This is a genomic window from Taklimakanibacter albus (assembly GCF_016595235.1).
Classification (GTDB): Bacteria; Pseudomonadota; Alphaproteobacteria; order Rhizobiales; family Aestuariivirgaceae; genus Taklimakanibacter; species Taklimakanibacter albus.
Window position 1 is genome coordinate 1,206,672 of record NZ_JAENHL010000008.1, and the last position, 22,034, is coordinate 1,228,705.

24 protein-coding genes are annotated in these 22,034 nt (G+C 62.4%); 15 read left to right on the forward strand and 9 right to left on the reverse strand.

Annotated features, from left to right (window positions below):
* Positions 1 to 61 precede the first annotated feature (61 nt).
* Together JHL16_RS28750 and JHL16_RS28755 are read left to right on the forward strand one after the other, a co-directional pair.
* The gene (locus JHL16_RS28750) at positions 62 to 1,150 is read left to right on the forward strand and encodes an ABC transporter ATP-binding protein (protein WP_246771194.1); all 1,089 of its coding nucleotides are present in this window, start codon (positions 62 to 64) and stop codon (positions 1,148 to 1,150) included.
* A 13-nt stretch (positions 1,151 to 1,163) separates the two neighbouring features.
* Positions 1,164 to 2,288, forward strand: a complete 1,125-nt coding sequence (locus JHL16_RS28755) for a serine hydrolase domain-containing protein (RefSeq protein ID WP_200188321.1) — start codon at positions 1,164 to 1,166, stop codon at positions 2,286 to 2,288.
* Here the strand turns inward: JHL16_RS28755 and JHL16_RS28760 are convergent.
* From JHL16_RS28760 to JHL16_RS28780, 5 genes are all read right to left on the reverse strand, one after another.
* The gene (locus JHL16_RS28760; protein WP_210346102.1) at positions 2,285 to 2,659 is read right to left on the reverse strand and encodes a hypothetical protein; all 375 of its coding nucleotides are present in this window, start codon (positions 2,657 to 2,659) and stop codon (positions 2,285 to 2,287) included. The genes JHL16_RS28755 and JHL16_RS28760 overlap by 4 nt on opposite strands.
* Before the next feature lie 30 nt (positions 2,660 to 2,689).
* Positions 2,690 to 3,547, reverse strand: coding sequence for a 4-(cytidine 5'-diphospho)-2-C-methyl-D-erythritol kinase (locus JHL16_RS28765; protein WP_246771195.1), 858 nt, complete (start codon positions 3,545 to 3,547; stop codon positions 2,690 to 2,692).
* Positions 3,548 to 3,589: 42 nt separating this feature from the next.
* Positions 3,590 to 5,320 carry a tetratricopeptide repeat protein gene (locus JHL16_RS28770; protein WP_200188323.1) on the reverse strand — a complete coding sequence of 577 codons (1,731 nt, stop codon included), beginning with the start codon at positions 5,318 to 5,320 and terminating at the stop codon, positions 3,590 to 3,592.
* A 172-nt stretch (positions 5,321 to 5,492) separates the two neighbouring features.
* On the reverse strand, positions 5,493 to 7,139 hold the full coding sequence (locus tag JHL16_RS28775) for a pilus assembly protein TadG-related protein (RefSeq protein ID WP_200188324.1): 1,647 nt from the start codon (positions 7,137 to 7,139) through the stop codon (positions 5,493 to 5,495).
* 206 nt (positions 7,140 to 7,345) lie between these two features.
* Complete coding sequence (locus JHL16_RS28780) at positions 7,346 to 8,983, reverse strand: electron transfer flavoprotein-ubiquinone oxidoreductase (RefSeq protein WP_200189572.1); 1,638 nt, start codon at positions 8,981 to 8,983, stop codon at positions 7,346 to 7,348.
* Between the two features lie 124 nt (positions 8,984 to 9,107).
* Here JHL16_RS28780 and JHL16_RS28785 point away from each other — a divergent pair, with 124 nt between their 5' ends.
* The 3 genes from JHL16_RS28785 to moaB are packed head-to-tail and all read left to right on the forward strand — an operon-like array spanning position 9,108 to position 11,108.
* Complete coding sequence (locus tag JHL16_RS28785) at positions 9,108 to 9,938, forward strand: uracil-DNA glycosylase (protein WP_200188325.1); 831 nt, start codon at positions 9,108 to 9,110, stop codon at positions 9,936 to 9,938.
* The gene (locus tag JHL16_RS28790; protein ID WP_200188326.1) at positions 9,928 to 10,554 is read left to right on the forward strand and encodes a LysE family translocator; all 627 of its coding nucleotides are present in this window, start codon (positions 9,928 to 9,930) and stop codon (positions 10,552 to 10,554) included. The genes JHL16_RS28785 and JHL16_RS28790 overlap by 11 nt, the downstream gene beginning before the upstream one ends.
* A 5-nt stretch (positions 10,555 to 10,559) precedes the next feature.
* Positions 10,560 to 11,108, forward strand: a complete 549-nt coding sequence (gene moaB / locus JHL16_RS28795; RefSeq protein WP_200188327.1) for a molybdenum cofactor biosynthesis protein B — start codon at positions 10,560 to 10,562, stop codon at positions 11,106 to 11,108.
* Positions 11,109 to 11,120: 12 nt separating this feature from the next.
* On the opposite strand, the gene JHL16_RS28800 is transcribed toward moaB, so the two are convergent.
* From JHL16_RS28800 to JHL16_RS28810, 3 genes are all read right to left on the reverse strand, one after another.
* Positions 11,121 to 11,483 (reverse strand): hypothetical protein, encoded by a 363-nt coding sequence (locus JHL16_RS28800; protein WP_200188328.1) that lies wholly within the window; start codon positions 11,481 to 11,483, stop codon positions 11,121 to 11,123.
* Positions 11,484 to 11,682: 199 nt separating this feature from the next.
* Positions 11,683 to 12,045, reverse strand: coding sequence for a hypothetical protein (locus tag JHL16_RS28805; RefSeq protein ID WP_200188329.1), 363 nt, complete (start codon positions 12,043 to 12,045; stop codon positions 11,683 to 11,685).
* 3 nt (positions 12,046 to 12,048) lie between these two features.
* On the reverse strand, positions 12,049 to 12,525 hold the full coding sequence (locus JHL16_RS28810; protein ID WP_200188330.1) for a hypothetical protein: 477 nt from the start codon (positions 12,523 to 12,525) through the stop codon (positions 12,049 to 12,051).
* A 217-nt stretch (positions 12,526 to 12,742) separates the two neighbouring features.
* On the opposite strand from JHL16_RS28810, the gene JHL16_RS28815 reads away from it, so the two are divergent.
* The 8 genes from JHL16_RS28815 to JHL16_RS28850 all read left to right on the forward strand — a co-directional run bounded on the left by JHL16_RS28815 (position 12,743) and on the right by JHL16_RS28850 (position 19,770).
* Positions 12,743 to 13,840: a helix-turn-helix transcriptional regulator gene (locus JHL16_RS28815; protein ID WP_200188331.1), complete on the forward strand. Its 1,098-nt coding sequence runs from the start codon at positions 12,743 to 12,745 to the stop codon at positions 13,838 to 13,840.
* A 295-nt stretch (positions 13,841 to 14,135) separates the two neighbouring features.
* The gene (locus tag JHL16_RS28820) at positions 14,136 to 14,915 is read left to right on the forward strand and encodes a transporter substrate-binding domain-containing protein (RefSeq protein ID WP_200188332.1); all 780 of its coding nucleotides are present in this window, start codon (positions 14,136 to 14,138) and stop codon (positions 14,913 to 14,915) included.
* A gap of 101 nt (positions 14,916 to 15,016) precedes the next feature.
* Complete coding sequence (locus tag JHL16_RS28825) at positions 15,017 to 16,153, forward strand: PA0069 family radical SAM protein (protein WP_200188333.1); 1,137 nt, start codon at positions 15,017 to 15,019, stop codon at positions 16,151 to 16,153.
* Positions 16,154 to 16,164: 11 nt separating this feature from the next.
* Positions 16,165 to 17,004, forward strand: a complete 840-nt coding sequence (locus JHL16_RS28830; protein WP_200188334.1) for an isocitrate lyase/PEP mutase family protein — start codon at positions 16,165 to 16,167, stop codon at positions 17,002 to 17,004.
* A gap of 32 nt (positions 17,005 to 17,036) precedes the next feature.
* Complete coding sequence (locus JHL16_RS28835; protein ID WP_200188335.1) at positions 17,037 to 17,681, forward strand: ribonuclease HII; 645 nt, start codon at positions 17,037 to 17,039, stop codon at positions 17,679 to 17,681.
* A gap of 122 nt (positions 17,682 to 17,803) precedes the next feature.
* A complete protein-coding gene (locus JHL16_RS28840; RefSeq protein WP_200188336.1) occupies positions 17,804 to 18,913 on the forward strand; it encodes a site-specific DNA-methyltransferase in 1,110 nt (369 codons plus the stop codon).
* 180 nt (positions 18,914 to 19,093) lie between these two features.
* A complete protein-coding gene (locus JHL16_RS28845; RefSeq protein ID WP_137854749.1) occupies positions 19,094 to 19,390 on the forward strand; it encodes a type II toxin-antitoxin system HigB family toxin in 297 nt (98 codons plus the stop codon).
* Positions 19,390 to 19,770, forward strand: a complete 381-nt coding sequence (locus JHL16_RS28850; protein WP_200188337.1) for a helix-turn-helix domain-containing protein — start codon at positions 19,390 to 19,392, stop codon at positions 19,768 to 19,770. Before JHL16_RS28845 ends, JHL16_RS28850 begins: the two co-directional genes overlap by 1 nt.
* Here the strand turns inward: JHL16_RS28850 and mutY are convergent, their stop codons facing one another.
* Entirely contained in the window at positions 19,771 to 20,832 is a 1,062-nt protein-coding gene (gene mutY / locus JHL16_RS28855; protein ID WP_200189574.1) for an A/G-specific adenine glycosylase, read from the reverse strand. It abuts the gene before it with no gap.
* A gap of 24 nt (positions 20,833 to 20,856) precedes the next feature.
* Here mutY and JHL16_RS28860 point away from each other — a divergent pair, with 24 nt between their 5' ends.
* Positions 20,857 to 21,333, forward strand: coding sequence for a DUF721 domain-containing protein (locus JHL16_RS28860; protein WP_200188338.1), 477 nt, complete (start codon positions 20,857 to 20,859; stop codon positions 21,331 to 21,333).
* Between the two features lie 43 nt (positions 21,334 to 21,376).
* Positions 21,377 to 21,997: a DsbA family protein gene (locus JHL16_RS28865; RefSeq protein ID WP_200188339.1), complete on the forward strand. Its 621-nt coding sequence runs from the start codon at positions 21,377 to 21,379 to the stop codon at positions 21,995 to 21,997.
* The last annotated feature ends 37 nt before the right edge of the window (positions 21,998 to 22,034 follow it).

A 22,034-nucleotide genomic window follows, 5' to 3' on the forward strand; every position in this document is an offset into this window, starting at 1 on the left:
AGCATCCCGGCCCAGCGCCGGGATGCTCTCCATTCACTCATCCTCAAGTGAAGTCCTGCGCATGACCGACATCGCCGTGGATCTCAAAGGCGTCACGCTCACCTACGGGGCCTTCGTGGCGGTGAAGGATGTCGATCTCAAGATCGACAAGGGCAGCTTCGTGACCTTGCTCGGCCCCTCGGGCTGCGGCAAGACGACGATCCTGCGCTCGATCGCCGGCCTCGTCACGCCGACCTCGGGCGAGATCGTCGTCGCCGGACGGCTGATCAACGATGTGCCGATCTACAAGCGCAATATCGGCCTCGTCTTCCAGAACTATGCCCTCTTCCCGCATAAATCGGTCGCCGATAACATCGCCTTCGGCCTCAAGTACCGCGACGTGCCGAAGGCAGACATCGAGCGCAAGGTGAAGCGCGCGCTCGACATGGTGCGCCTGCCGGGCGTCGAGAAGAAGCTGCCCTCGCAATTGTCGGGCGGCCAGCAGCAGCGCATCGCGCTCGCCCGCGCCATCGTGATCGAGCCCGACGTGCTGCTCCTCGACGAGCCGCTTTCCGCCCTCGACGCGCATCTGCGCGAGGAGATGCGCACCGAGCTCAAGATCATCCAGCGCGAGGTCGGCATCACCACCATCTTCGTGACGCATGACCAGGAAGAAGCGCTCGCCATGTCGGATCGCATCGTGGTGATGAATCATGGTCTCATCGAGCAGAACGGCACGCCGGAGGACGTCTATCGCATGCCGGCGACGAAATTCGTGGCGAGCTTCCTCGGCCAGTCCAACCTCATGGCCGGCACCATCGCCGCGACCGGCAATGGCAGCGCCCGGATCACCCTCGACAATGGCGCCAGCATCGAGGCCAAGGCGCCCGCTTCCGCCAAAGCCGGCAGCAAAGTGACGGTCATCCTACGCGCCCAGCGGCTCGAAGTCGGCAAGAAGGCGGCCAATGGCGCCAACAAGCTCAAAGGCAAGATCGCGGCCACGTCCTATCTGGGCGGCACCGCCATCTACGCCATCGACGCCGAGGGTCTGAAATTGCAGGCCAACACGATCATCGACGATCAGGTGTTCCGCGAGGGCGAGACGGTCGATATCGCCTTTGCGCCCTCCGACTGCGTGCTGCTCGGCGAAGACGACCGGCGGCTGGTTTAGGGAATAAGCGCCTATGTTCACACGACTGCAACGCGTCATCGACGATGCCGTTTCGAATGGCCGTATCGTCGGCATCGTCTATCTGGTCGCCCGGGACGGCAAGGTCGTCTTCGCATCCGAGAAGGGTTTCGCCGATCGCGAGGCCGGTAAACCGGTGCGCCGCGACACGATCTTCCGTCTCGCCTCGGTGACCAAACCCTTCGTCGCCATCTCCGCCTTGGCGATGATGGACAAGGGCCTGATCCGGCTCGATGATCCGGTGACCCGCTATTTGCCCTATTTCACGCCGAAGCTCGCCGATGGCCCCGCGCCCGCCATCACGCTGCGCCATCTCATCACCCACACATCGGGCCTGAGCTATGATTACGGGCCCGATCCCGATTTCTCCGACGGCCTGTCGGACGGCGATTTCGGTTTCGAGGAGAATTTCACCCGCCTCGCGAAACGTCCGCTCAAATTCGCGCCGGGTTCGAAATGGGAATATTCGGTGGCGATCGATGTGCTGGGCGCCGTGCTTGCCAAGGTCGCGGGCGCAAGTCTCGACGACGTCGTCAAACACCACGTGACCGGTCCGCTCGGTATCAAAGACACGAGCTTCCACATCGCCGACCGCGCCCGCCTCGCCACCGCCTATGCCGATGCGACGCCGGTGGCCCAACGCATGCCGGACCGGGTGACACTGGGCAGCGACGAGAACGGCTATTTCAATTTCGCGCCGACACGCGCCTTCAACCCGAAAGCGTTCCAGTCGGGCGGCGCCGGCATGGTCGGCACCGCCGACGGCGTGCTGGCTCTGCTCGAAGCGCTGCGCAAGGGCGGCGCCGGCGTGCTCAATCCCGAGACCGGCCGCGCCGCCATCACCAACCAGGTCGGCACGCTCGACCGCGGCGTCGGCAGTGAAGGACAGCGTTTCGGTTTCGTGAGCGCGGTCATCGACGACGCGAAGCTCGCCAACACGCCGCAGTCGAAGGGATCGCTGTTGTGGGGTGGGGTCTATGGCAATGACTGGTTCGTCGATATCGCCAGAGGCATAAGCGTCATCAGCATGAGCAACACGGCGCTCGAAGGCTGCAATGGTCAATTCACCAAGGACACGCGCGACGCGCTTTATGCCGATCTGGCGGGTGCAAAAGTTTAGTCTCCGCGCATGAAGTCGGTCGGCAGAAGCACGAGCTTCTCGCATTCGGGCTTGCTGCAGCCCCAATAACGGGTCACGTCGCCCTTCATCCAGACGGCGGTTGCGCCGCCATTGATCGAATATTTCCAGACCTCGCCGCTGCTCGTCAGCTCTCCCGTTATCGAGCATGGCGTCTGGTAGTAGCTCGCATAGGGCGAGATCTCATATTCCTGAGCGAGACCGAAAAATTCCGCGACCTGCTCCTTACTGAGCGACCATGACCGGCAAGCCTCGACCAGCGCCTTATCCGGCTCCGCCGTGACCTCAACGGGATCGACCCTGAGCACCTCGACGGTCGGCTCGGCGGCGGCCGATGTCGCGAAGATCGCCATGAGAAGGAGCATGCTCCGATAGACCATGGGCTACCCGATCACCGTCGGCATGACCCACCAACCGGGATAGGCGGCGGCGATGTCGCGGGCCGCCGCCTCCGCTACCGCGGTCGAGGCGAAGATGCCGAAGCAGGTGGCGCCCGATCCCGACATGCGGGCGAAGCGCAGTCCGGCCCTGTTTTGCAAAGCGGCGATCACCTCGCCGATGACCGGCGCCACCGCCAGAGCGGGCGGGCTGAGATCGTTGCGGCAGGAGGCCGGATCGGCCCCCTCTTCCAGCCCGGCAAAGACCTTGTCGCCCGGCTTGAGGGCGAGCTTGGCGAAGACCTGCGCCGTCGCCACTTCGCGGCGCGGATTGACCAGCACGGCCGGCATCGGAGTCAGATCATTCAGCAGGTCGATGCGCTCGCCGATGCCGCGCATGCGGCAGCTCCTGCCCACCAGGCAGACCGGCACGTCGGCACCCAGGGAGGCTGCGAGCGCCGAAAGCTTGCCGGAGTCGATGTTCTCAGCCGACAGGGTGCGAAGCGCCCGCAAGGTTGCGGCGGCATCGGCCGATCCGCCGCCTATGCCCGACGCGACAGGCAGATGCTTTTCGAGCGTGATGCGGTATCTGGCCTCGTCTGCGAAGGTTTGCGCGAATCCGCGCGCCGCCTTCAGCACGAGATTGTCGGGCGCGCCACCGAGCCCGGCGGCGAAGGGGCCGGCAATATCGAGCGACCAGTCGTCCGCCCGCTCGAAAGTCAGGCGGTCGGCGATGCCGGCAAAGGCCACGATACTGTCAAGCTCGTGATAGCCGTCCGGCCTGCGGCCGAGAACGTGCAGCGCCAAGTTGATCTTGGCGCGCGCCAGCTCGGTGTGCGGCATTGGGTCTTTTGCTTTGCGCATCGGGTTGTCCGAAAACCGCTTCGCACTTTTCGGCCCGATGCTTCAGCCGTTGTTTCCGGTCGGGGTGCCTTGCGCCGGCGTCACCGGCGGGTCGTCGGCCAGACCTTCCTTCAGCTTCTTCTCGATACGGGCGAGGTCTTCGGGCTCGGGCTTGTTGTCCTTGGCGTGCTGCCACTGGAAGCGGGCCTCGAGCTGGCGGCCGATGCGCCAATAGGCATCGCCCAGATGGTCGGCGATCACCGGATCGGCGGGCTTGAGCTCGACGGCACGCTCGAGCTGCTTCACCGCCTCCTCATATTCGCCGAGGCGGAAATGCGCCCAGCCGAGGCTGTCGACGATATAGCCGTCATTCGGTTTGAGCTCGACGGCCTTCCTCACCATGGCGATCGCCTCGGTGAGATTGATCTTCTTATCGACCATCGAATAGCCGAGATAGTTGAGCACCATCGGCTGGTCGGGCTCGAGCTCGAGCGCCTTGCGGAAATCGGGCTCCGCCTTGTCCCACTGCTTGGTGCGCTCAAAGGCGATGCCGCGATAATAGAAGACCGTCCAGTTCTCGCGCTCCGGCTTGGCGATCAGCGCGATGGCGGCGTTATAGGCATCGGCAGCGGGGGCGAATTCTTCATTGTTGCGATAGAGATTGCCGAGCGTGACCTGGGCGTCATAGTCCTTCGGATCGGTGGCGATCAGCGCCTTGAGCCGGGCCTTGGCTTCGTCCTTCTTTTCGAGCCGCTGCAGATTGACCGCGACTTCGAGATCGGCATTGGGCTTGAGCACCGAAGTCTTGTCGATCGCGTCATAGGCATCGATCGAGCGCTGATAGGAGTTCATGCTCTCATAGATGTCGCCGAGCAGCGTCAGATTGATGTTGCGGTCGCCGGACACCGACAAAGCGAGCTGGGCATAGGCCAGCGCCACTTCGAGCCCCTGGTCGTCCGACAGCGCGCTCGCCACCGAGAACAGCGCCTCGCTCATGCCGGCCTCGGGCGTCTTCACGAAGGCTTCCGGCTTCGTCCCCTTGTCGAGACTGTCCAAGGCCTGGCGGACCAGGGGGTTCTTCTCGGACGCCTGCAGGAACTGCTCATAGACCTTGCGCGCCTCGTCCTTGCGGCCGTTGCGCTCGAGATAATTGCCATAGGCCTGAACGACGCGCAACGAATTGCCGGCCTGGGCGAAGGCCTTCTTGTAGAAACTGTCGGCGCGGATATTGGCGCCGAGATAATCGGCAATCAGTGCGCCGTGATAGGATTTGAAGTTCTCGAGCGACTCGTTCTGGTCGAGCTTGTCGAGGGTATTGAAGGCCTGGGCCTGGTTGCCCTGCGCCGCATAGGTCCAGGCGGTGAGCAATGTGGCGGTCAATTCGCCGATCGGCGTATAGGCGGCCTTCTTGAAGTTTTCGCGCGCCTTGACGAAGCGCTTCAGGCGGACATCGCGCAGCCCCAGAACGAAACGCGCCATGCGGTGCTGGCTGTTGAAGCTCAGGACCCGCTCGGCATAGTCCTCGGCGCTGGCGACCTTGCCGTCCGAGAGGTCGAAGATGAAGACCCGCTCGATGAGCACGGCATTGTTGGGATCGTCACGCAGGGCCTGCTGGAAATACTGCCCGGCGGCATCCATGTCGCGCTGCTTGCCGGCGAAACGGCCGGCCAGATAGCTGCCGGAGAGCGAGGTTCCTTCGACGTCGATATCTTCGTAACCCGCCTGGGCGGGGAGGGCGGCAAAAAACAGGCCGAAGGCCAGCGCCGGCAGCATCCGGCTAAGAGGCTTTGTCATCAGAAATCTTTCTGCTCGCAGAAGCGCTATGCTTCGCGATTCAGGACATAAAATGAGGTTTTTTCAGGATCGCCGCAAGAGGCGCCTGTCTGGGACGCTATATACTCAAGAAAAAGGGGCGTTTCACCTGGAAACGCCCCTCGAGTCTGCAAGTCGCCCCCGGTGGTAAGGGTTACTTGCTCAGATACATGGTCTTCAGACGGGCGCCGATGGCTTTAAAGGCGTCCTTGAGCTCCGTGCCATTGGCGGCATCGATGTAATAGCCCTCGCTGGTGGCGCAGGACTTCAGGAGCGTTTTCGCCGCGGAGGGGGCCTGGAAGGCGATCGTGTAGACTTCGATGCTGGGAATAGTCTTGGCCTTGTTCTTCGGATCTTCGCGGGGCTCGGCATTGGCCTTGAGATTGGTGCAAGCGGTCGTGAGCTTGGAATCGAGCTGGCTATTCGCGCTGCTCGAGTTGGTGGTGCCGAAGCGATTCTTGGCGGTTGGCGCCGTGGCAAAGCCATAGGCGGTATAATAGGAGCCGTTCAGGCTGTTGAGGCCGGCGCCAACATCGTTCTCGCCATCGGTCATGAACACGAGAACCTTACGCCATTTCTTGTCGGTATAGGCGGCCCCCTCCGTGAAAGGCAGGTTCGGCGACATGACGCGCCAGCCCCACATCAGTCCTTCCGGGAGGACCGTGCTGCCGCGCGCCTGCATCGCATCGATGCCGGATTCAATAACGGACCGATCGGTGGTGAGCGGCACGATCGCCGAGGCCGCGCAATTGGACCACGGACCAGTCGCCCCGGTCAGGCTGGTGAAGGTCTTCGTGGCATATTTCACCTGGTTGGCCTGACGCTTCGCGTCGGTCTTCGAGCCCGTCAGGTCTTTCTCCTCGTTGCTCTGCGAAATGTAGTTATTGTAGAATGAATCGGGTTCATCGGGCGCCATATAGGGCGTGAACAGCGTGTCTCCCGTCGCAGCAGTCGGCACCGTGTCGTTAACAGCGAGATTACCGAGGCGCGCTTCGACGCAACCGTTCCATGGCAAGGGAACCGTCTGCCCCTTGGAGTTGACATACTTCATGTCATTCCAGGCCTGCATATTGTGATAGTTCGTGTCGGTGAAATTGACCTTGGACACCGAGGCCTTGCCCGTCGTGTCGATCCACCCGCTATTGAGCTTGTCGGCACCGACATTCACAGATCCCGAGAAGGGAACCAGCGCGAATTTGACCTTGCTGTCCGACTTCGCATCGCCCAGGACCGTCGTGATGAGATCCTTCGCGGCCTGCTTGGCATCGCGGAGCCTGTTGTTCTGATCCATCGATCCCGTGGTGTCCATCACAAGAATGATCTCGATATTCTCCGAGATTCCGCCCTGCAAATTCACTTCGGCGCGTGCGTCGATATCGACGGTCTTGTAGCCGACGAGCCCCATGAGCGTCGTCGGATAGAGCTTCTGGCCCGTGACGGTAAGGGTCGTGTCGGTCACGTCGACCGTGATGGTGGCTTCGGCTCCCTCGTCGGCGTAATTGCTCTTCACGTAATTGCGCGCGAGATTCTCAAGTTCCTTCTTGCGCGTTGCTTTCTGCGCCGTGGTGAGGCCCGCCATGTTGACTTTGTCCGAGGAGGCGGCGGCCAGGGCAGCGGAATCGACCGCCACCTGCAGAGTATTATGGCTGCGCGACGCCCGCGCCGTGTCGATGGCGACGCCCGCCGCGACCAGCAGCGGAAGCGCCGCGAGCGCCGTGAATATCGCGACATTGCCGCGCGCATCACCGGCAAAACGGTGCAGAAGGCGAGCGCTTTTCGATTTCGAGGAATGGTTCGTCACTTGTCTTGCGCCCTTTGGAAAGTCGTCCATCGCATGGGCGCAAACTAGGCAGGCATCATGTGCGAGGGCTTGCCAGTTTGATTAAAACTTTAATCAACTCGTGGAAAACCCGCGCTTATTGACCGTGTGACTAAGCGGTGTTGAAACCCCGCGAATAAGATTCGCAGTTTATTCCTAGCCAGCTCAGATGGAGCCGAGATGGGAAGCTACATATTCGGGTAGTTCGGACCTTCGCCGCCCTGCGGCACCACCCAGTTGATGTTCTGCGAGGGATCCTTGATGTCGCAGGTTTTGCAGTGGACGCAATTCTGGTGGTTGATCTGGAAGCGCATGTCCTTGCCGGCTTCGCCCACCACCTCATAGACGCCGGCCGGACAGTAACGCTGCGCCGGCTCCGCCCAGTTCGGCAGATTGACGCCAATCGGGATGGACGGATCCTTGAGCTTCAGATGCGACGGCTCGTCTTCCTCGTGATTGGTCGCCGAGAAGGCCACATTGGTCAGACGGTCGAAGGAAATGATGCCGTCGGGCTTGGGATAGTCGATCGGCTTCATCTGGGACGCAGGCTTCAGCGTCGCATAATCGGGCTTGCTGTGTTTCCAGGTGCCGAAGCCGAAGCCGAAGAGCTGATTCAGCCACATATCGGCGCCGCCCAGCGCCAGGCCGCCGACCAGGCCGAGCTTCGACCACATCGGCTTCACATTGCGCACCCGGCTCAGATCCTCATAGACCCATGACTTCTCGTAAGCCTGCTCATAGGCTTCGAGCTCATCGCCGGCGCGTCCCGCCTGGAGCGCCTTGAAGGCCGCTTCGGCGGCGAGCATGCCGGTCTTCATCGCATTATGCGAACCCTTGATGCGCGGCACGTTGACGAAGCCGGCCGAGCAGCCGATCAGCGCGCCGCCGGGGAAATAGAGCTTCGGCACCGATTGCAGGCCGCCTTCGGTGATGGCGCGCGCGCCATAAGCGACGCGGCGGCCGCCGCGCAGCACCGGCTCGATCAGCGGGTGATGCTTGAAACGCTGGAACTCCATATAGGGGAAGAGATGCGGGTTCTCGTAGTTCAGGTGAACGACGAAGCCGATCGACACGAGATTGTTCTCGAGATGATACATGAAGGAGCCGCCGCCCGCCTTGAGGCCGAGCGGCCAGCCCATCGTGTGGGTGACCTGGCCTTGCTTGTGGTTCTCGGGCAGCACTTCCCAGAGCTCCTTCATGCCGAGGCCGAACTTCTGCGGCTGCTTGCCTTCCGACAGATTGAACTTGGCGATGATCTCCTTGGCGAGCGAGCCCCTGACGCCTTCGGCGATGAAGACATATTTGCCGTGAAGCTCCATGCCGGGCTGGAAATCGGCCTTGTGCGAACCGTCCTTGGCGATGCCGAAGACGCCGGCGACGACGCCCTTTACCGAGCCGTCCTCGCGATAGAGAACCTCGGAACAGGCGAAGCCCGGATAGATCTCGACACCCAGCGCCTCGGCCTGCTGCGCCAGCCAGCGGCAGACATTGCCAAGCGAGACGGCATAATTGCCGTGATTGTTCATGAGCGGCGGCATCATGATATTGGGCAGGCGCATGGCGCCCTGCGGGCCCAGAACATAAAAGCGGTCGTCGGTGACCTCGGTATTGAGCGGCGCTCCCTTTTCCTTCCAGTCAGGGATCAGCTCATTGAGGGCGATCGGGTCCATCACCGCGCCGGAGAGGATATGGGCGCCGACTTCGGAACCCTTTTCGAGTACGCAGACCGACACGTCATGGCCGGTTTCGGCGGCGAGCTGCTTCAATCGTATGGCGGCCGAGAGCCCGGCAGGCCCCGCCCCTACGATAACGACGTCATACTCCATGGCTTCACGCTGGACGTCTTCCACAGTCTTCTCCCTATAGGCGCAATCGTTTCCGGCCTGTTATAGTGTCAGGCCCCGGAGGCGCAAGCCACCGTTTATGGACATTTGAGGCGAAGAAAACGACATGAGGGCAGCGGAAGCAGCGGCCGCCATCGAGTGGCTGGTCGAGATGGGCGCGGACGAAATCATCGGTGCGGAGCCGGTGAACCGTCTCGTGGCGCCGCCGCCTCAGGCCGCGCCGGCCCCGCAAGCGGTGCGGCCCGCGACTTCTGCCCTCGCCCGCCCCAGCCTGATCCGGCCCGCCGCGCCGGCCACCGACATGCGTGCCGCCACGCCGGCCTCCGCCGGCAACAGCGACGCAGCGGCACTGGCGGCGCAATGCGCGACGCTCGCCGATATCGAGCAGGCCTTGATGCGCTATGACGCCTGCCCGCTCAAGAAGACGGCGACCAATCTGTGTTTCGCCGACGGCAATCCGGACGCGCCGGTGATGCTCATCGGCGAGGCGCCCGGGCGCGACGAGGACATCCAGGGCAAGCCATTCGTCGGCCGCTCCGGCCAGCTTCTCGACCGCATGCTGAAGGCCATCGGCCTGGCGCGCCACAATGAGAAGCCGGAAGAGGCGGTCTATATTTCCAATGTCATCTTCTGGCGCCCGCCTGGCAACCGCACGCCGACCGACCAGGAAACGCTGATGTGCCTGCCCTTCCTCAAGCGCGCCATCGAAATCAAGAAACCGCGCTACATCGTGTGCCTCGGCGCCACACCGACGCAGCGTCTCATTGGCAAATCCGAGGGCATCCTGAAGCTCAGAGGCCGCTGGTTTGATTTCGGCGGCATTCCCCTCCTCGCGACCTTGCATCCGGCTTATCTGCTGCGCCAGCCGGCGCAGAAGCGCCTCGCCTGGCGCGATCTTCTTTCCCTCCAGCAGAAGCTCAAAGCCGATGCCCATTAACACGACAGACCTCCTGGTCTTTCTCACCGCCGCGCTGACCCTCAATCTCACGCCCGGCAATGACATGATGTATGTGCTGGGCCAGTCGATCAAAGGCGGCGCCAGATCGGGGATAGCCGCGAGCTTCGGCATCGCCACCGGCTCGTTCATCCATCTGGTGCTGGTGGCGCTCGGCATCGCGGTGGTCCTCACGCAATATCCCGCCATCTTCGATGCGATCCGTTGGGCAGGTGCCGCCTATCTCGTCTGGATCGCCTACAAGACGCTGACCACGCCGATCGGCAATCTTCAGACGGAAGGCCGGCAACGCAGCCTCTTCGCCGCCTGGCGCGACGGCGTGCTGGTCAACGTGTTCAACCCGAAGACGATCATCTTCATGTTCGCCTTCCTGCCGCCCTTCATCCGGCCGGAGAACGGCGCGCCGCTCATGCAGCTCTTCATTCTCGGCATGATCTTCAATATCGGCGGCACGGCGATCAACTGCCTGGTAGCCGCCTTCGCCGGCAAGATCGGCGAGATGCTGGCGCAGAGCCGCACCATCGCGCGCGTCTTCTCTCTTCTCTCGGCCTCGCTGTTCCTCATCCTCGCCGCCCGCATGGCTTTCGAACGGCGCTGAATCTCATGACGCAGACCTCATCTCCCCGTCCCTTCATTCCGGTGCGCATCGCGGTGCTGACCGTGTCCGATACGCGCATACTCGCCACCGACAGATCAGGCGATACGCTCGCCGAGCGCATCACGGAAGCCGGCCACACGCTCAGTGATCGCCAGATCGTCAAGGACGATGTCCGCGCCATCCGCGCACTGGTGCGCAAATGGCTGAAGCGCACGGATCTCGACGTCGTCATCTCGACCGGAGGAACCGGCCTCACTGGGCGCGACGTCACGGTGGAAGCGATGCGGCCGTTGTTCGAGAAGGAGATCGAAGGCTTCGGCGTCGCCTTCCACATGATCTCGTTCCAGAAGATCGGCGTCTCGACGGTCCAGTCGCGCGCCACCGCGGGCGTGGCGCAAGGAAAATACATCTTCTGCCTGCCGGGCTCACCCGGCGCCTGCCGCGATGGCTGGGACGGCATCCTCAAGAGCCAGCTCGATTATCGTCACCTGCCGTGCAATTTCGTCGAGATCATGCCGAGGCTCGACGAGCACCTCAAGCGGCGCAAGGGATGATGGCTCCCCGCCTCACTTCTTGAAGCGATTGAACGTAATCCTCTTGATAGACGCACCAGGGGCCTCGCTGTCTTCGGCGAGTTCGAAATAGCGTTCAGCACGCTTGACGATCCTGCTGCAGGTCGCTTCGGGCCCCGGATCGAGGCTGATGGTGATGCAGTAGGCGGATCTGTCCGGCTTGAATGACCAGGTGCCGCTATAGCTTTGGCCGTCGCGCGACACGAGGATGCTGCCTCTTGGATAAAAAGCGTATTGCGCCCCGCTTTCGAATTCGACCAGAGCACCGCGAAGCTTGACTGTCACATTCTCTTCGGCGGGTGCGGCAAGAACCGGGGTCGCCAGAAGGGCGAGCGACAATAGACACACGATGCGCATGAACCACCTCATTTGTCCGGATACGGAATAACTTCCAACAGCAAGGACGCAGGCCAGCTTTCGCGTCCATCGCGATATCTCCAAATGTGCCACAGAGGTAGGCGAATACACCTCTCAGACGAGAGGCCTCCGCAGCAATTTGTTCGAGAACATGCCGAGCTCGACGAGCATCTGCTGCGGCGCAAGGGGGTAGATCAGATCACTTCTTGAAGTGATTGAACGTGATGCTCTTGATCGGCGAGCCGGTGGCCTCGCCTTTCTCATTGATCTCGATATAGCGCTCGCCACGCTTGACGATCTTGTAGCAGGATGTGTCGGGGCCCGAGCTGAAGGTGATGGTGGCGCAGAAGAGCGACTTGCCTGATTTGAACCACCACTTGCCTTTGAAATCCTTGCCCATCACCTTCGCAGCGAATCGGCCCTTGGGGCGGAACTGATAGACCGATCCGCTGTGGAACTCGACAAGCGCGCCTTCGAGCTTCGGCGTGATGTTCTCGTCCTCGGCGGATGCCGGGACAGACCACATGGAGAGAAGAACGAGAAGCCCGATCAGCCTGCGCATCAGTTACTTTGCTTCGTCCGGACAAGGCACGAGTTTCTCACCCTCCGTCAGGTCCTTGCAGGACCAGCCCATGTAAGAGAAATAGCTGATGGACATGCGGGGCTTGTTTGCGTTGCCGAGGGCCCAGATGACAATCTTCTGGGAACTTTGGTCGCAGGCCGCATGAAACGCGGATTCGAAGAACACCCCTTTCAGGCTCTTCGTCTTGTGGACGCGCATCGCCTCTTGCTTGATGATCGGAGTCTTCGGGCCGAGATCGGCGCGGGCAAATGCCTTGACCTTCTTTCGCACATCGGCGACTTGCTGCTTCGAGCAGGTGAATTTCTTTTGATCCAGCGAGATGATGTACCGGAAATCAAGGCCATTGAGCTTGTCCCGGATCGTAATCGGTTTGGCGGCAGCGGCCGGCTGCGCCATCAGGAACGATGCCGCCAGGATGGCGAATAGCATCCGGGCCAGTGAACGTTGAGAGTTGGTCATGACCGCCAGAGTGCCAAATCCAGGGCAAACCGCACCTCTCAGACGGGAGGCTTCAGGGTTCCGGTGGCGGACCAGTGCCGGCATGACCCATATGGGCCATGCAATCCAGCCGCCCCCGCGTTAGCATGCCCGATGCGGAGCGAGACTTGACCTCCCATCCGGGAGGCGATCAGATGAAGACGGCTTGGCGGGCCGAAGTATTTTTCCGGGACGGCGTATGGACCACGATAGACTGATCGACCGCATCTACGAAGCTGCGATTGTTCCCGACCTCTGGGACCGCATTCTCCAGGACGTATCGGAGATGGCCGGGTGTTTCGGGGCGGTCTTCAGCACGACGGCAAGCACCGACAATGTCGGGCGCTGGATCAGCTCGCCGGCGCTGCGCGACCTCATGGAGGATTTCGCGCGCGACAGCGAGCTGCAGGCCAATAATCTGTGGCTCCAGCGCGCCATGGCGGCGAAACATCACGGTTTTGTGGGCAATGACAAGCTCTACGGCGCCGAAGAGCTGGAACGCAATCTGTCCTATTCGAAGTTCTTCTATCCGCGCGGTCTGGGCTACTGCGCCGGCACCGTCATTCCCATGCCCAATGGCGATATCGCCGTCTTCAATCTCGAACGGCGCTATACTGACGGGCCGGTTCCCGACGACAAGATCGCCGCCTTGGACGGCATTCGCCCGCATCTCGGCCGTGCCGCCGTCATCGCCACCCGTCTCAATCTCGAAAGAGCGAATTCCGTGGTCGAGGCGCTCGGAACCTCCGGGCTGGCGGCCGCGGTGCTGGCAAAGAGCGGGCGGGTGATCGCCGCCAATGACCGGTTGGAGGGGCTCTCCGAGCAGTTCATGATCCTCGCGCATGACAAGATCGCGGCCGCGGATCGTCGGGCGAATACGCTTCTCGGCACGGCGCTCGAGCAGATTTCCTCGGCCGCGACGACGCGGTCGATCCCTATTCCCGCCAGTCCCGGATCACCCTCGGCGGTCGCCCATATCCTGCCTTTGCCCGGTGAGGCGGCCGACATCTTCTTTTGCGCCCAGGCCCTCCTGGTGGTGACGCAGCTCGACCGTCCGAGCGCGCCGGCGGCGGAGCTGCTCGGCGGGCTCTTCGACCTGACCCCCACCGAAGCGCGGGTCGCCCGATGCATCGCCGAAGGCAAAAGCACGGAAGAAACGGCCAGCGCCCTCAAGCTCACACGCGAAACGGTGCGCTGGTATCTCAAGGCGATTTTCGCGAAAACCGGCGTCAGCCGCCAGGCCGAGCTCAGCGCGCTCCTCGCCGGAGCCGTTCTCCATGGCGGCAAGCGGTCATAGCTTCAGCCCTCCGCCGTCGCCTTAAAACGATCACTTCGAAGCGCGGCAAACGATCAATTTATATCGGACGGCCGATTTAACCACCCGTACAGATACTGTCATATACAACGTCGTAGATGCCTTAGAGCTAATTCCGCCAAAGTTGCAGACTTTGGCGATAAGAATTCGCTCCAAGATATTGATTTGGCGCGAATCCTTATCGGCGAAGCGATTCCGCTTCGCCGGGATGCGCGCTAAGGCATGTCGGACGGCGCCCGATTCTATCCAAGCCCTTCTGGAGTTGACGATGCATAAAATGTTCAAAGCACTTGTTCTGGCGGCCGGCCTAACGGCGCTGCAGACGGGTCTCGCACATGCCGATCTGAAGATTGGTTTTGCGGCTGAACCTTTTCCGCCCTTCAGTTCGAAGGACGCTTCCGGCCAGTGGGTAGGCTGGGAAGTCGATGCGATCGACGCCGTATGCAAGGCGATGAACGAAAAATGCGATTATGTCGAAGTGGCCTGGGACGGCATCATCCCGGCGCTGCAGTCGAACACGATCGACGTCATCTGGAGCGCCATGTCGATCACGCCCAAGCGCCGGGCAGTCATCGATTTCTCCGATCCCTATTACCGCACCACTTTGTTCGTCGTCGGTCCCAAGAATGGCGATCTCGACGTCACGCCGGCGCATCTCGCCGATAAGACGATCGGCGTCCAGGGCACAACCGTCTCGGCCAAACATGCCGAGGATGACTATGCGCCGGCCGGCGCCACGATCAAAACCTATGCCACCCAGGATGAGGCCAATCAGGACCTCGCTTCCGGACGCATCGACTACACGATCGGCAGCGCCGCGGTGATGAAGGGCTTCCTCGAAACCGACGGCGGCAAGGGCTGCTGCGAATACAAGGCCAGCGTCACCGATGCGAAGGTCCTGGGCGAAGGCATCGGCGCCGGCATCCGCAAGGGCGACGCGGCTCTCAAGGCCAAGCTCGACGCCGCCATCAAGGACGTGGCGAAGTCCGGCGAGTTCGACCGCATCACCGCCAAGTATCCCGAGCTCAAGGACGCCATCACCACACCCAAGCCCTGAGACCGCGGGCTGAGCCGTCGGCGCCCCCGCGGGGCGCGCGATGGTTTTGCTTGGCCGTTCTTGTTCTTGATTTGTTCAGGGAGAACGCCTATATTTCTCCCATGACGACCCTCATCGACAGACGCCAGACAAGCGGGCTCGACCTCTCCGCCTTGGGAGCGGCCCGCTACGCGACCCTGCCGCAGCAGCAGCGCGGACGGGGCGCCCTCGTCAATATGCCGGGACGCTATGAGCGGCACGGCACCCAGATCTTCGATGACGGCTGGCAGACGCTCGAGGAGCTGCCGCCGTTCAAGACCACGGTCTATGCGGAAACGCCGAAGAAGATCATCACCACCAACGACTCGCCCGACATCTCCTTCCGCCAGTCGATCAATCCCTATCGCGGCTGCGAGCATGGCTGCACCTACTGCTATGCGAGGCCCACCCATGCCTATATGGGCCTCTCGCCCGGGCTCGATTTCGAAAGCAAGCTCTTCGCCAAGACCAATGCGGCGAGCCTGCTCAGGGCCGAATTGGCGAACCCCAATTACCAGCCCCTGACCATCGCGCTCGGCGCCAATACCGATCCCTATCAGCCGATCGAGCGCGAATACCGCATCACCCGGCAGATCCTGGAAGTCTTGTCGGAATTCAACCATCCGGTCGGCATCGTCACCAAATCGGCGCTGGTGCTGCGCGATCTCGACATCCTGGAAGACATGGCGAAACGCAATCTGGTGAAGGTGGCGGTGTCGGTGACGACGCTCGATCCCAAGCTCGCGCGCGCCATGGAGCCGCGTGCCGCGACGCCGCCCAGAAGGCTCGGCACGATCGAGGCGCTGTCGAAAGCCGGCGTCCCCACCGTCGTGATGTCGGCGCCGATCATTCCGGGCCTCAATGACAGCGAGATCGAAGGCATCCTGAAAGCGGCCTACGCGGCGGGAGCGCGCGAAGCGGGCTATGTCGTGCTGAGGCTGCCGCTCGAAGTGAAGGACATCTTCCGCGCCTGGCTCGAGGAGGCGCTGCCCGACCGCGCCGCCAAGGTCATGTCGCTCGTCCGGCAGATCCGCCAGGGCAAGGAGAATGATTCCACTTTCGGGCGCCGCTTCACCGGCACCGGACCTTATGCCTGGACGATCGGCCGGCGTTTCGAGATGGCGGCGCAGCGGCTAGGCTATAACAAGAACCGCCGCCAGCTTTCGACCGACGCCTTCCGGCGGCCGCCGCAGCCCGGCGAGCAGCTCAAGCTTTTCTGAAGAGGAACATCATGATCACCCAGGCGGAAAAAGGAAAACTGTTCGCGAGCCTGCATGAGGAGCCCGGCATCTTCGTCATCCCCAATGCCTGGGATGCCGGCAGCGCCAGGCTCTTGCAGAATCTGGGCTTCCAGGCGATCGCCACGACCAGCGCCGGCTTCGCCTTCACCATCGGCAAGCCCGACGGCACCGGCGCCGTCACCCGCGAGGAGCATCTCGGCAATGCCCGGGCGATCGCCGAGGCGACAAGCCTGCCGGTCTCGGCCGATCTCGAAGGCGGCTTCGGCGATGCGCCGGAAGACTGCGCCAAGACCATTCGTCTCGCCGGCCAGACCGGCATCGTCGGCGGCTCGATCGAAGACGCCACGACACGCAAGGACGATCCGATCTATGATTTCGAAGCGGCGGTCGAGCGCGTCACGGCGGCGGCCGAAGCGGCGCGCGCTCTGCCCTTCCGCTTCACGCTTACCGCACGGTCGGAGAATTTCCTGCATGACCGGCCCAATCTCGCCGACACGATCATGCGGCTGCAGGCTTTCCAGGATGCCGGGGCCGACGTCCTCTTCGCGCCGGGCCTCACCAACCCGCGAGATATCGAGACGGTCGTCCGGGAAGTCGACCGTCCGGTCAATGTGGTCATGGGCCTGAAAGGCGTGCCCCTGTCGGTCGAGGAGCTTGGCCGCCTCGGCGTCAGACGCATCAGCGTTGGCGGCTCCTTCACCCGCGCGGCGATCGGCGCCTTCCTGGCGGCGGCGCGCGAAGTGCAGACGAAGGGAACTTTCACCTTCGCCAAGGAAGCGACGCCGCATGGCGAGCTCAACGCCATCTTCGCCGCCTGGCCGAAGAATTGACGACCGCCCTCTGATGCAGCCAGATTGGCTGCATGGTGCGAATCGATTCCAGCCTGCTGCCTAATTTCGACTTCGAGCGCGAGGCTCTGACGCGCGGCTTCGCGCGCGTCGCCGGCATCGATGAGGCCGGACGCGGTCCCTGGGCGGGTCCGGTGGTCGCCGCCGCGGTCATTCTCGATCCCGACGACCTGCCCGATGGACTTAATGATTCGAAGAAGCTCACCCATGCACGGCGTGCGGAGTTGCACGACATCATTCTCGCCAAAGCGGAAGTCGGCATCGGCATCGTCGATGTCGCGGTGATCGACCGCGACAACATCCTGCAGGCGACCTATGCGGCGATGATCCAGGCGGTTGCTGCACTCGCCAGCGCCCCGCTCTTCGCCTTGGTCGATGGCAATCGGGCGCCCAAGCTCGCCTGCCCGGTCGAGACGGTCATCGAGGGCGACGGCAAATGCCTGTCGATCGCGGCCGCATCGATCATCGCCAAAGTCACGCGCGACCGGATGATGGTCGATCTCGACCAGCAATATCCAGGCTATGGCTTCGCCAAGCACAAGGGCTACGGCACCGCCGAACATCAGGAAGCGCTGGCGCGGCTCGGTCCCACGACACATCACCGGCGCTCCTTCGAGCCGATCCGCGTCCTGTTCGAAACTGCAACGGCCAGTCTCTAGGCCCTCGCGAAAATGGCTCAAAACAGAGCTCGTTAACCATTTCCCCAGTTGCCGATTCACCCGTGAATCCCTTTGATTCATAAAGGATTCGTGAGTGTGTTGGGTTTGCGTTGGGGAGTACCATGGGGTTCGAGGCGAAGGCTGAAATCAAGCCGCTTAACAATACTATACTGGTCGGCGACTGCATCGAGCAGCTGACCAAGATCCCGACCGGGTCGGTCGATCTCGTCTTTGCCGATCCGCCCTATAATCTCCAGCTCAATGGCGATCTGCACCGGCCCGACCAGAGCAAGGTCGACGCGGTCGACGACGATTGGGACAAGTTCGACTCCTTCGCCGAATACGACGCCTTCACGCGCGGCTGGCTGCGCGAATGCCGCCGCGCGCTCAAGCCCGACGGCGCTTTGTGGGTGATCGGCTCCTATCACAACATCTTCCGTGTCGGCGCGCTGCTTCAGGATATGGGCTTCTGGCTCCTCAATGACGTGATCTGGCGCAAGAGCAACCCGATGCCGAATTTCCGTGGGCGGCGCTTCACCAATGCGCATGAAACGCTGATCTGGGCCGGACGCGATCAATCCTCGCGCTACACCTTCAACTATGATGCGATGAAGGCGCTGAACGAGGAGCTGCAGATGCGCTCCGATTGGCTGCTGCCGATCTGCTCGGGCGGCGAACGCCTGAAAGACGACAAGGGCGACAAGCTGCATCCGACGCAGAAGCCGGAGTCGCTGCTCCGCCGCGTGCTGCTCTCCTCGTCCAATCCGGGCGATGTCGTCCTCGACCCGTTCTTCGGTTCAGGCACGACCGGCGTCGTCGCCAAGCAGCTCGGCCGCAATTTCATCGGCATCGAACGCGACAAGGGCTATGCCAAGGCTGCCAAAGCGCGCATCGGCCTGACCGAAACGCTGCCGCCCGAGGCGCTCAAGGTCTCGACCAGCAAACGCGCCGAGGTCCGCATCCCCTTCGGCTCGCTGATCGAGCGCGGCCTCGTGAAGGCCGGCGACACGCTCTATGATCCGGCGCAGCGCGTGGCGGCCAAGGTCAGGGCGGACGGCTCGATCGCCTGCCGCGATGCGTCCGGCTCGATCCACAAGATCGGCGCCCATGTGCAGGGTGCCGAAGCCTGCAATGGCTGGACGTTCTGGCATATGCGCAAAGGCAAGTCGCTGATCCCGATCGACATGCTGCGCCAGCAGGTGCGCCTGGAAATGGGACCGGCGGCGGACTGAGCCCCTTACCCCACCCGGCGCTTCGCACCGCTTCTCCCACTTCGCGGGGCGGACGCCGGGATCATCTGCGCGACGATCTTGCGCATGACGCTGGGCAGCGCTTCGCTGTCCAGCTCGCTTTTGTGCACCCAGCGCGCCTCACCCTCTTGTTCCCAAATCGGGAACACCCTATATTGGGCAATGCAGGTCATTGCCAAGCGAACACTGAAGCTGTTCTGGGTGCGACACCCGAAGGCGGAAACTCCCCTTAAGAACTGGTATCAGGTCGTGGACAAGGCAAGTTGGAACACGCCCGCAGACGTAAAGCGGATGTTCGGCACGACCGTCGACTTCATAGGAGACAACCGCCTTATCTTCGACATAGGCGGGAACAAGTACAGGCTGGTGGTGCATGTGGCTTATGCCTACAAACGCGTCTTGATCAAGTTTGTGGGCACACACATGGAATATGACGCCATCGACGCGGAGACTGTGTGATGAGGAATATTCGTGCGATACGCAACGAGGTGGACTACGACTGGGCGCTCGCCGAAATTGCCCACTACTTTGAAAACCAGCCAGCACCTGGAACGGTGGCCGCCGACCGCTTCGATGTTCTGGCGAGCCTGATCGAAGCTTACGAGGCGAAGAATTGGCCGATCGAACCAACTGATCCTGTCGAGGCGATTGAGTATCGCATGGAAATCTCCGGCTACACTCAGAAGGATCTGAGCGAGCTCATCGGATCACGTTCTCGCGCGTCGGAAATCCTGAAACGCAAACGTCCTTTGACGATGCAAATGGCGCACAAGCTTTCGGTGGAGTGGAATATTCCTGCCGAAGTTCTACTCAAGCCGTATCATCTCGATACAAGATAGCTACCTCATCTGATCAACGATCTTGCGCATGACGCTGGGCAGCGCTTCGCTGTCCAGCTCACTTTTGTGCACCCAGCGCGCTGATTTGTCGGGCACATCGGTGTCGGCCAGCACACGCGTCGACCAGATGTCGAGTTCCAGATGGAAATGGGTGAAAGTGTGCTCGATGCGCTTGCCGGTCCTGGTCCATTTGGCATCGAGCGGCGCCTGGACTTCCGGCCTCGCCACCGATGCCGCCCATTCGGTCGAGGGGATTTCCATCATGCCGCCGAGCAGTCCCTTGTCGGGACGCTCGCGCAGCAGCACGCGGCCGTCCTGGCGCTCGACCCAGAAAGCGATGCCCTTACGGCGCGGGCGCTCCGCCTTCTCCTTCTTGCGCGGCAATCCGTCGGCGATGCCGCTCTTCCTTCCGGCGCAGTCTTCCGTCCACGGACAGATCATGCAGTTGAGGCGCTTCGGCGTGCAGATGGTGGCGCCGAGATCCATCAGCGCCTGGGCGAAATCGCCGGCGCGCCTCTCGGGCACCAGGGCCAGCGTCCGGCTGCGGATTTCCGGCTTGGCGTCGGGCAAGGGCGTCTCGATGGCATAAAGCCTGGTCATCACCCGCTCGACATTGCCATCGACCGCGGCGGCCGGCCGGTCGAAGGCGATGGCCGCGATAGCGCCCGCCGTATAGGGGCCGATGCCGGGCAGCGCCCGCAGGCCCTCCTCGCTGTCGGGGAAGCGGCCGCCCAGTTCCTCGGCCACCACCTTGGCGCAGGCATGAAGATTGCGGGCGCGGGCGTAATAGCCGAGCCCCGCCCAGGCTTTGAGCACATCCTCGCGCGGGGCGGCGGCGAGGGTTTCGACCGTGGGCCATAGCTCCAAGAACTTCCGGTAATAGGTTCCGACCGTCGCCACCGTCGTCTGCTGCAACATGATCTCGGACAGCCAGACATGGTAGGGATCGGGCGTCTCGCCGGGTCGGGCCCGCCAGGGCAGGTCGCGGCGATGGCGGTCATACCAGGCCAGGAGCCGGTGTATTTTGCCATCACGCCTCGGTGAAAGCCCTTGTTCCGCCATGGTTCGCGACGACATGATGCCTCTATGAAAACGCTCGACAAAGAGTTCCGCGCCCTGACGCGCGCCGCCTTTGCCCGCTATGGTTTTGCCTATGCCGACCTCATCACGCAATGGCCGGCAATCGCCGGGGAAGCGATCGCCAATTGGAGCGAGCCCGAGCGGATCAAATGGCCGCGCGCCGCAACGGACGAACGCAAACAGGGCGGCACCCTGGTGATCCGGGTGGTTCCCGGCCGCGGCCTCGACATTCAGCACGAGACGCCCCGGATCATCGAGCGCATCAACGCCTTTTACGGCTATGGCGCCATCGCCTCGGTCAAGATCGTGCAAGGGGCGCTGACCGCCCGGAAGCCGTCCCGCCCCGCCCTCGCCCCGTTGCGGCCGGCCGATGCCCAGGCCCTTGAATCCCGGCTTGAAACTGTCGACGACCCCGCCTTGAAAGAGGCGCTGCGCCAGCTGGGAAAAGGGGTCCTCAGCCCCCGTTCTCCACAGGCCAAATGACCTATTGGTCATAACCCCCAATATCTAGTAGTCAGGAGCCATTATGTACCTAGATCGCCGCCAACTGATTCTCGGGGCCAGCGCGCTGGCCGGTACCGCCGCCTTTGCCTCGACCGGCCATGCCGCCGTCGACATCGCCGCGCTGCACGCCCCGCCGGCCGAGGGCGAAATGGCCCTGGGGCCGGAAACCGCCAAAGTCGTCGTCGTCGAATATGCCTCGGCGTCCTGCCCGCATTGCGCCAATTTCTACAAGGAAACCTTCCCGGCGCTCAAAAAGGACTATATCGACACCGGCAAGATCCGCTTCATCTTCCGGGAGTTCCCGCACAACCAGCCGGCGCTCGCCGCGTTCATGCTGGCACGCTGCGCCCCCAAGGAAAAATATTTCCCGCTGATCGACATGTTCTTCGAGCAGCAGGACACATGGCTCGCGGCCCCGCTCGAGGGCCTGCAGAAGATCGCTCAGCTCGCCGGCTTCACCAAGGAAAGCTTCGACGCCTGCCTCAAGAACGAAGAGGTGGCGAAGGGTATCATCGCGGTGCGTGACAAAGCGGAGAAAGATTTCGGCGTCGATTCGATTCCGACCTTCTTCATCAATGGCGAGCTGCTCAAGGGTGAAACATCAATCGAGGAATTCCGGAAGAGGATCGACCCGCTCCTGTAAGGACGGGCGTCTCCTTCCGCCTATTGGACTGCAAGGG

What these genes read in the sequence shown, in the direction of transcription:
- JHL16_RS28750 (WP_246771194.1), top strand. Translation starts at nt 62, where the DNA reads ATGACCGACATCGCCGTGGATCTCAAAGGCGTCACGCTCACCTACGGG.
- JHL16_RS28755 (WP_200188321.1), top strand. Translation starts at nt 1,164, where the DNA reads ATGTTCACACGACTGCAACGCGTCATCGACGATGCCGTTTCGAATGGC.
- JHL16_RS28760 (WP_210346102.1), bottom strand. Translation starts at nt 2,659, where the DNA reads ATGGCGATCTTCGCGACATCGGCCGCCGCCGAGCCGACCGTCGAGGTG.
- JHL16_RS28765 (WP_246771195.1), bottom strand. Translation starts at nt 3,547, where the DNA reads ATGCGCAAAGCAAAAGACCCAATGCCGCACACCGAGCTGGCGCGCGCC.
- JHL16_RS28770 (WP_200188323.1), bottom strand. Translation starts at nt 5,320, where the DNA reads ATGACAAAGCCTCTTAGCCGGATGCTGCCGGCGCTGGCCTTCGGCCTG.
- JHL16_RS28780 (WP_200189572.1), bottom strand. Translation starts at nt 8,983, where the DNA reads ATGGAGTATGACGTCGTTATCGTAGGGGCGGGGCCTGCCGGGCTCTCG.
- JHL16_RS28785 (WP_200188325.1), top strand. Translation starts at nt 9,108, where the DNA reads ATGAGGGCAGCGGAAGCAGCGGCCGCCATCGAGTGGCTGGTCGAGATG.
- JHL16_RS28790 (WP_200188326.1), top strand. Translation starts at nt 9,928, where the DNA reads ATGCCCATTAACACGACAGACCTCCTGGTCTTTCTCACCGCCGCGCTG.
- moaB (WP_200188327.1), top strand. Translation starts at nt 10,560, where the DNA reads ATGACGCAGACCTCATCTCCCCGTCCCTTCATTCCGGTGCGCATCGCG.
- JHL16_RS28800 (WP_200188328.1), bottom strand. Translation starts at nt 11,483, where the DNA reads ATGCGCATCGTGTGTCTATTGTCGCTCGCCCTTCTGGCGACCCCGGTT.
- JHL16_RS28805 (WP_200188329.1), bottom strand. Translation starts at nt 12,045, where the DNA reads ATGCGCAGGCTGATCGGGCTTCTCGTTCTTCTCTCCATGTGGTCTGTC.
- JHL16_RS28810 (WP_200188330.1), bottom strand. Translation starts at nt 12,525, where the DNA reads ATGACCAACTCTCAACGTTCACTGGCCCGGATGCTATTCGCCATCCTG.
- JHL16_RS28815 (WP_200188331.1), top strand. Translation starts at nt 12,743, where the DNA reads ATGGACCACGATAGACTGATCGACCGCATCTACGAAGCTGCGATTGTT.
- JHL16_RS28820 (WP_200188332.1), top strand. Translation starts at nt 14,136, where the DNA reads ATGTTCAAAGCACTTGTTCTGGCGGCCGGCCTAACGGCGCTGCAGACG.
- JHL16_RS28825 (WP_200188333.1), top strand. Translation starts at nt 15,017, where the DNA reads ATGACGACCCTCATCGACAGACGCCAGACAAGCGGGCTCGACCTCTCC.
- JHL16_RS28830 (WP_200188334.1), top strand. Translation starts at nt 16,165, where the DNA reads ATGATCACCCAGGCGGAAAAAGGAAAACTGTTCGCGAGCCTGCATGAG.
- JHL16_RS28835 (WP_200188335.1), top strand. Translation starts at nt 17,037, where the DNA reads ATGGTGCGAATCGATTCCAGCCTGCTGCCTAATTTCGACTTCGAGCGC.
- JHL16_RS28840 (WP_200188336.1), top strand. Translation starts at nt 17,804, where the DNA reads ATGGGGTTCGAGGCGAAGGCTGAAATCAAGCCGCTTAACAATACTATA.
- JHL16_RS28845 (WP_137854749.1), top strand. Translation starts at nt 19,094, where the DNA reads ATGCAGGTCATTGCCAAGCGAACACTGAAGCTGTTCTGGGTGCGACAC.
- JHL16_RS28850 (WP_200188337.1), top strand. Translation starts at nt 19,390, where the DNA reads ATGAGGAATATTCGTGCGATACGCAACGAGGTGGACTACGACTGGGCG.
- mutY (WP_200189574.1), bottom strand. Translation starts at nt 20,832, where the DNA reads ATGGCGGAACAAGGGCTTTCACCGAGGCGTGATGGCAAAATACACCGG.
- JHL16_RS28860 (WP_200188338.1), top strand. Translation starts at nt 20,857, where the DNA reads ATGAAAACGCTCGACAAAGAGTTCCGCGCCCTGACGCGCGCCGCCTTT.
- JHL16_RS28865 (WP_200188339.1), top strand. Translation starts at nt 21,377, where the DNA reads ATGTACCTAGATCGCCGCCAACTGATTCTCGGGGCCAGCGCGCTGGCC.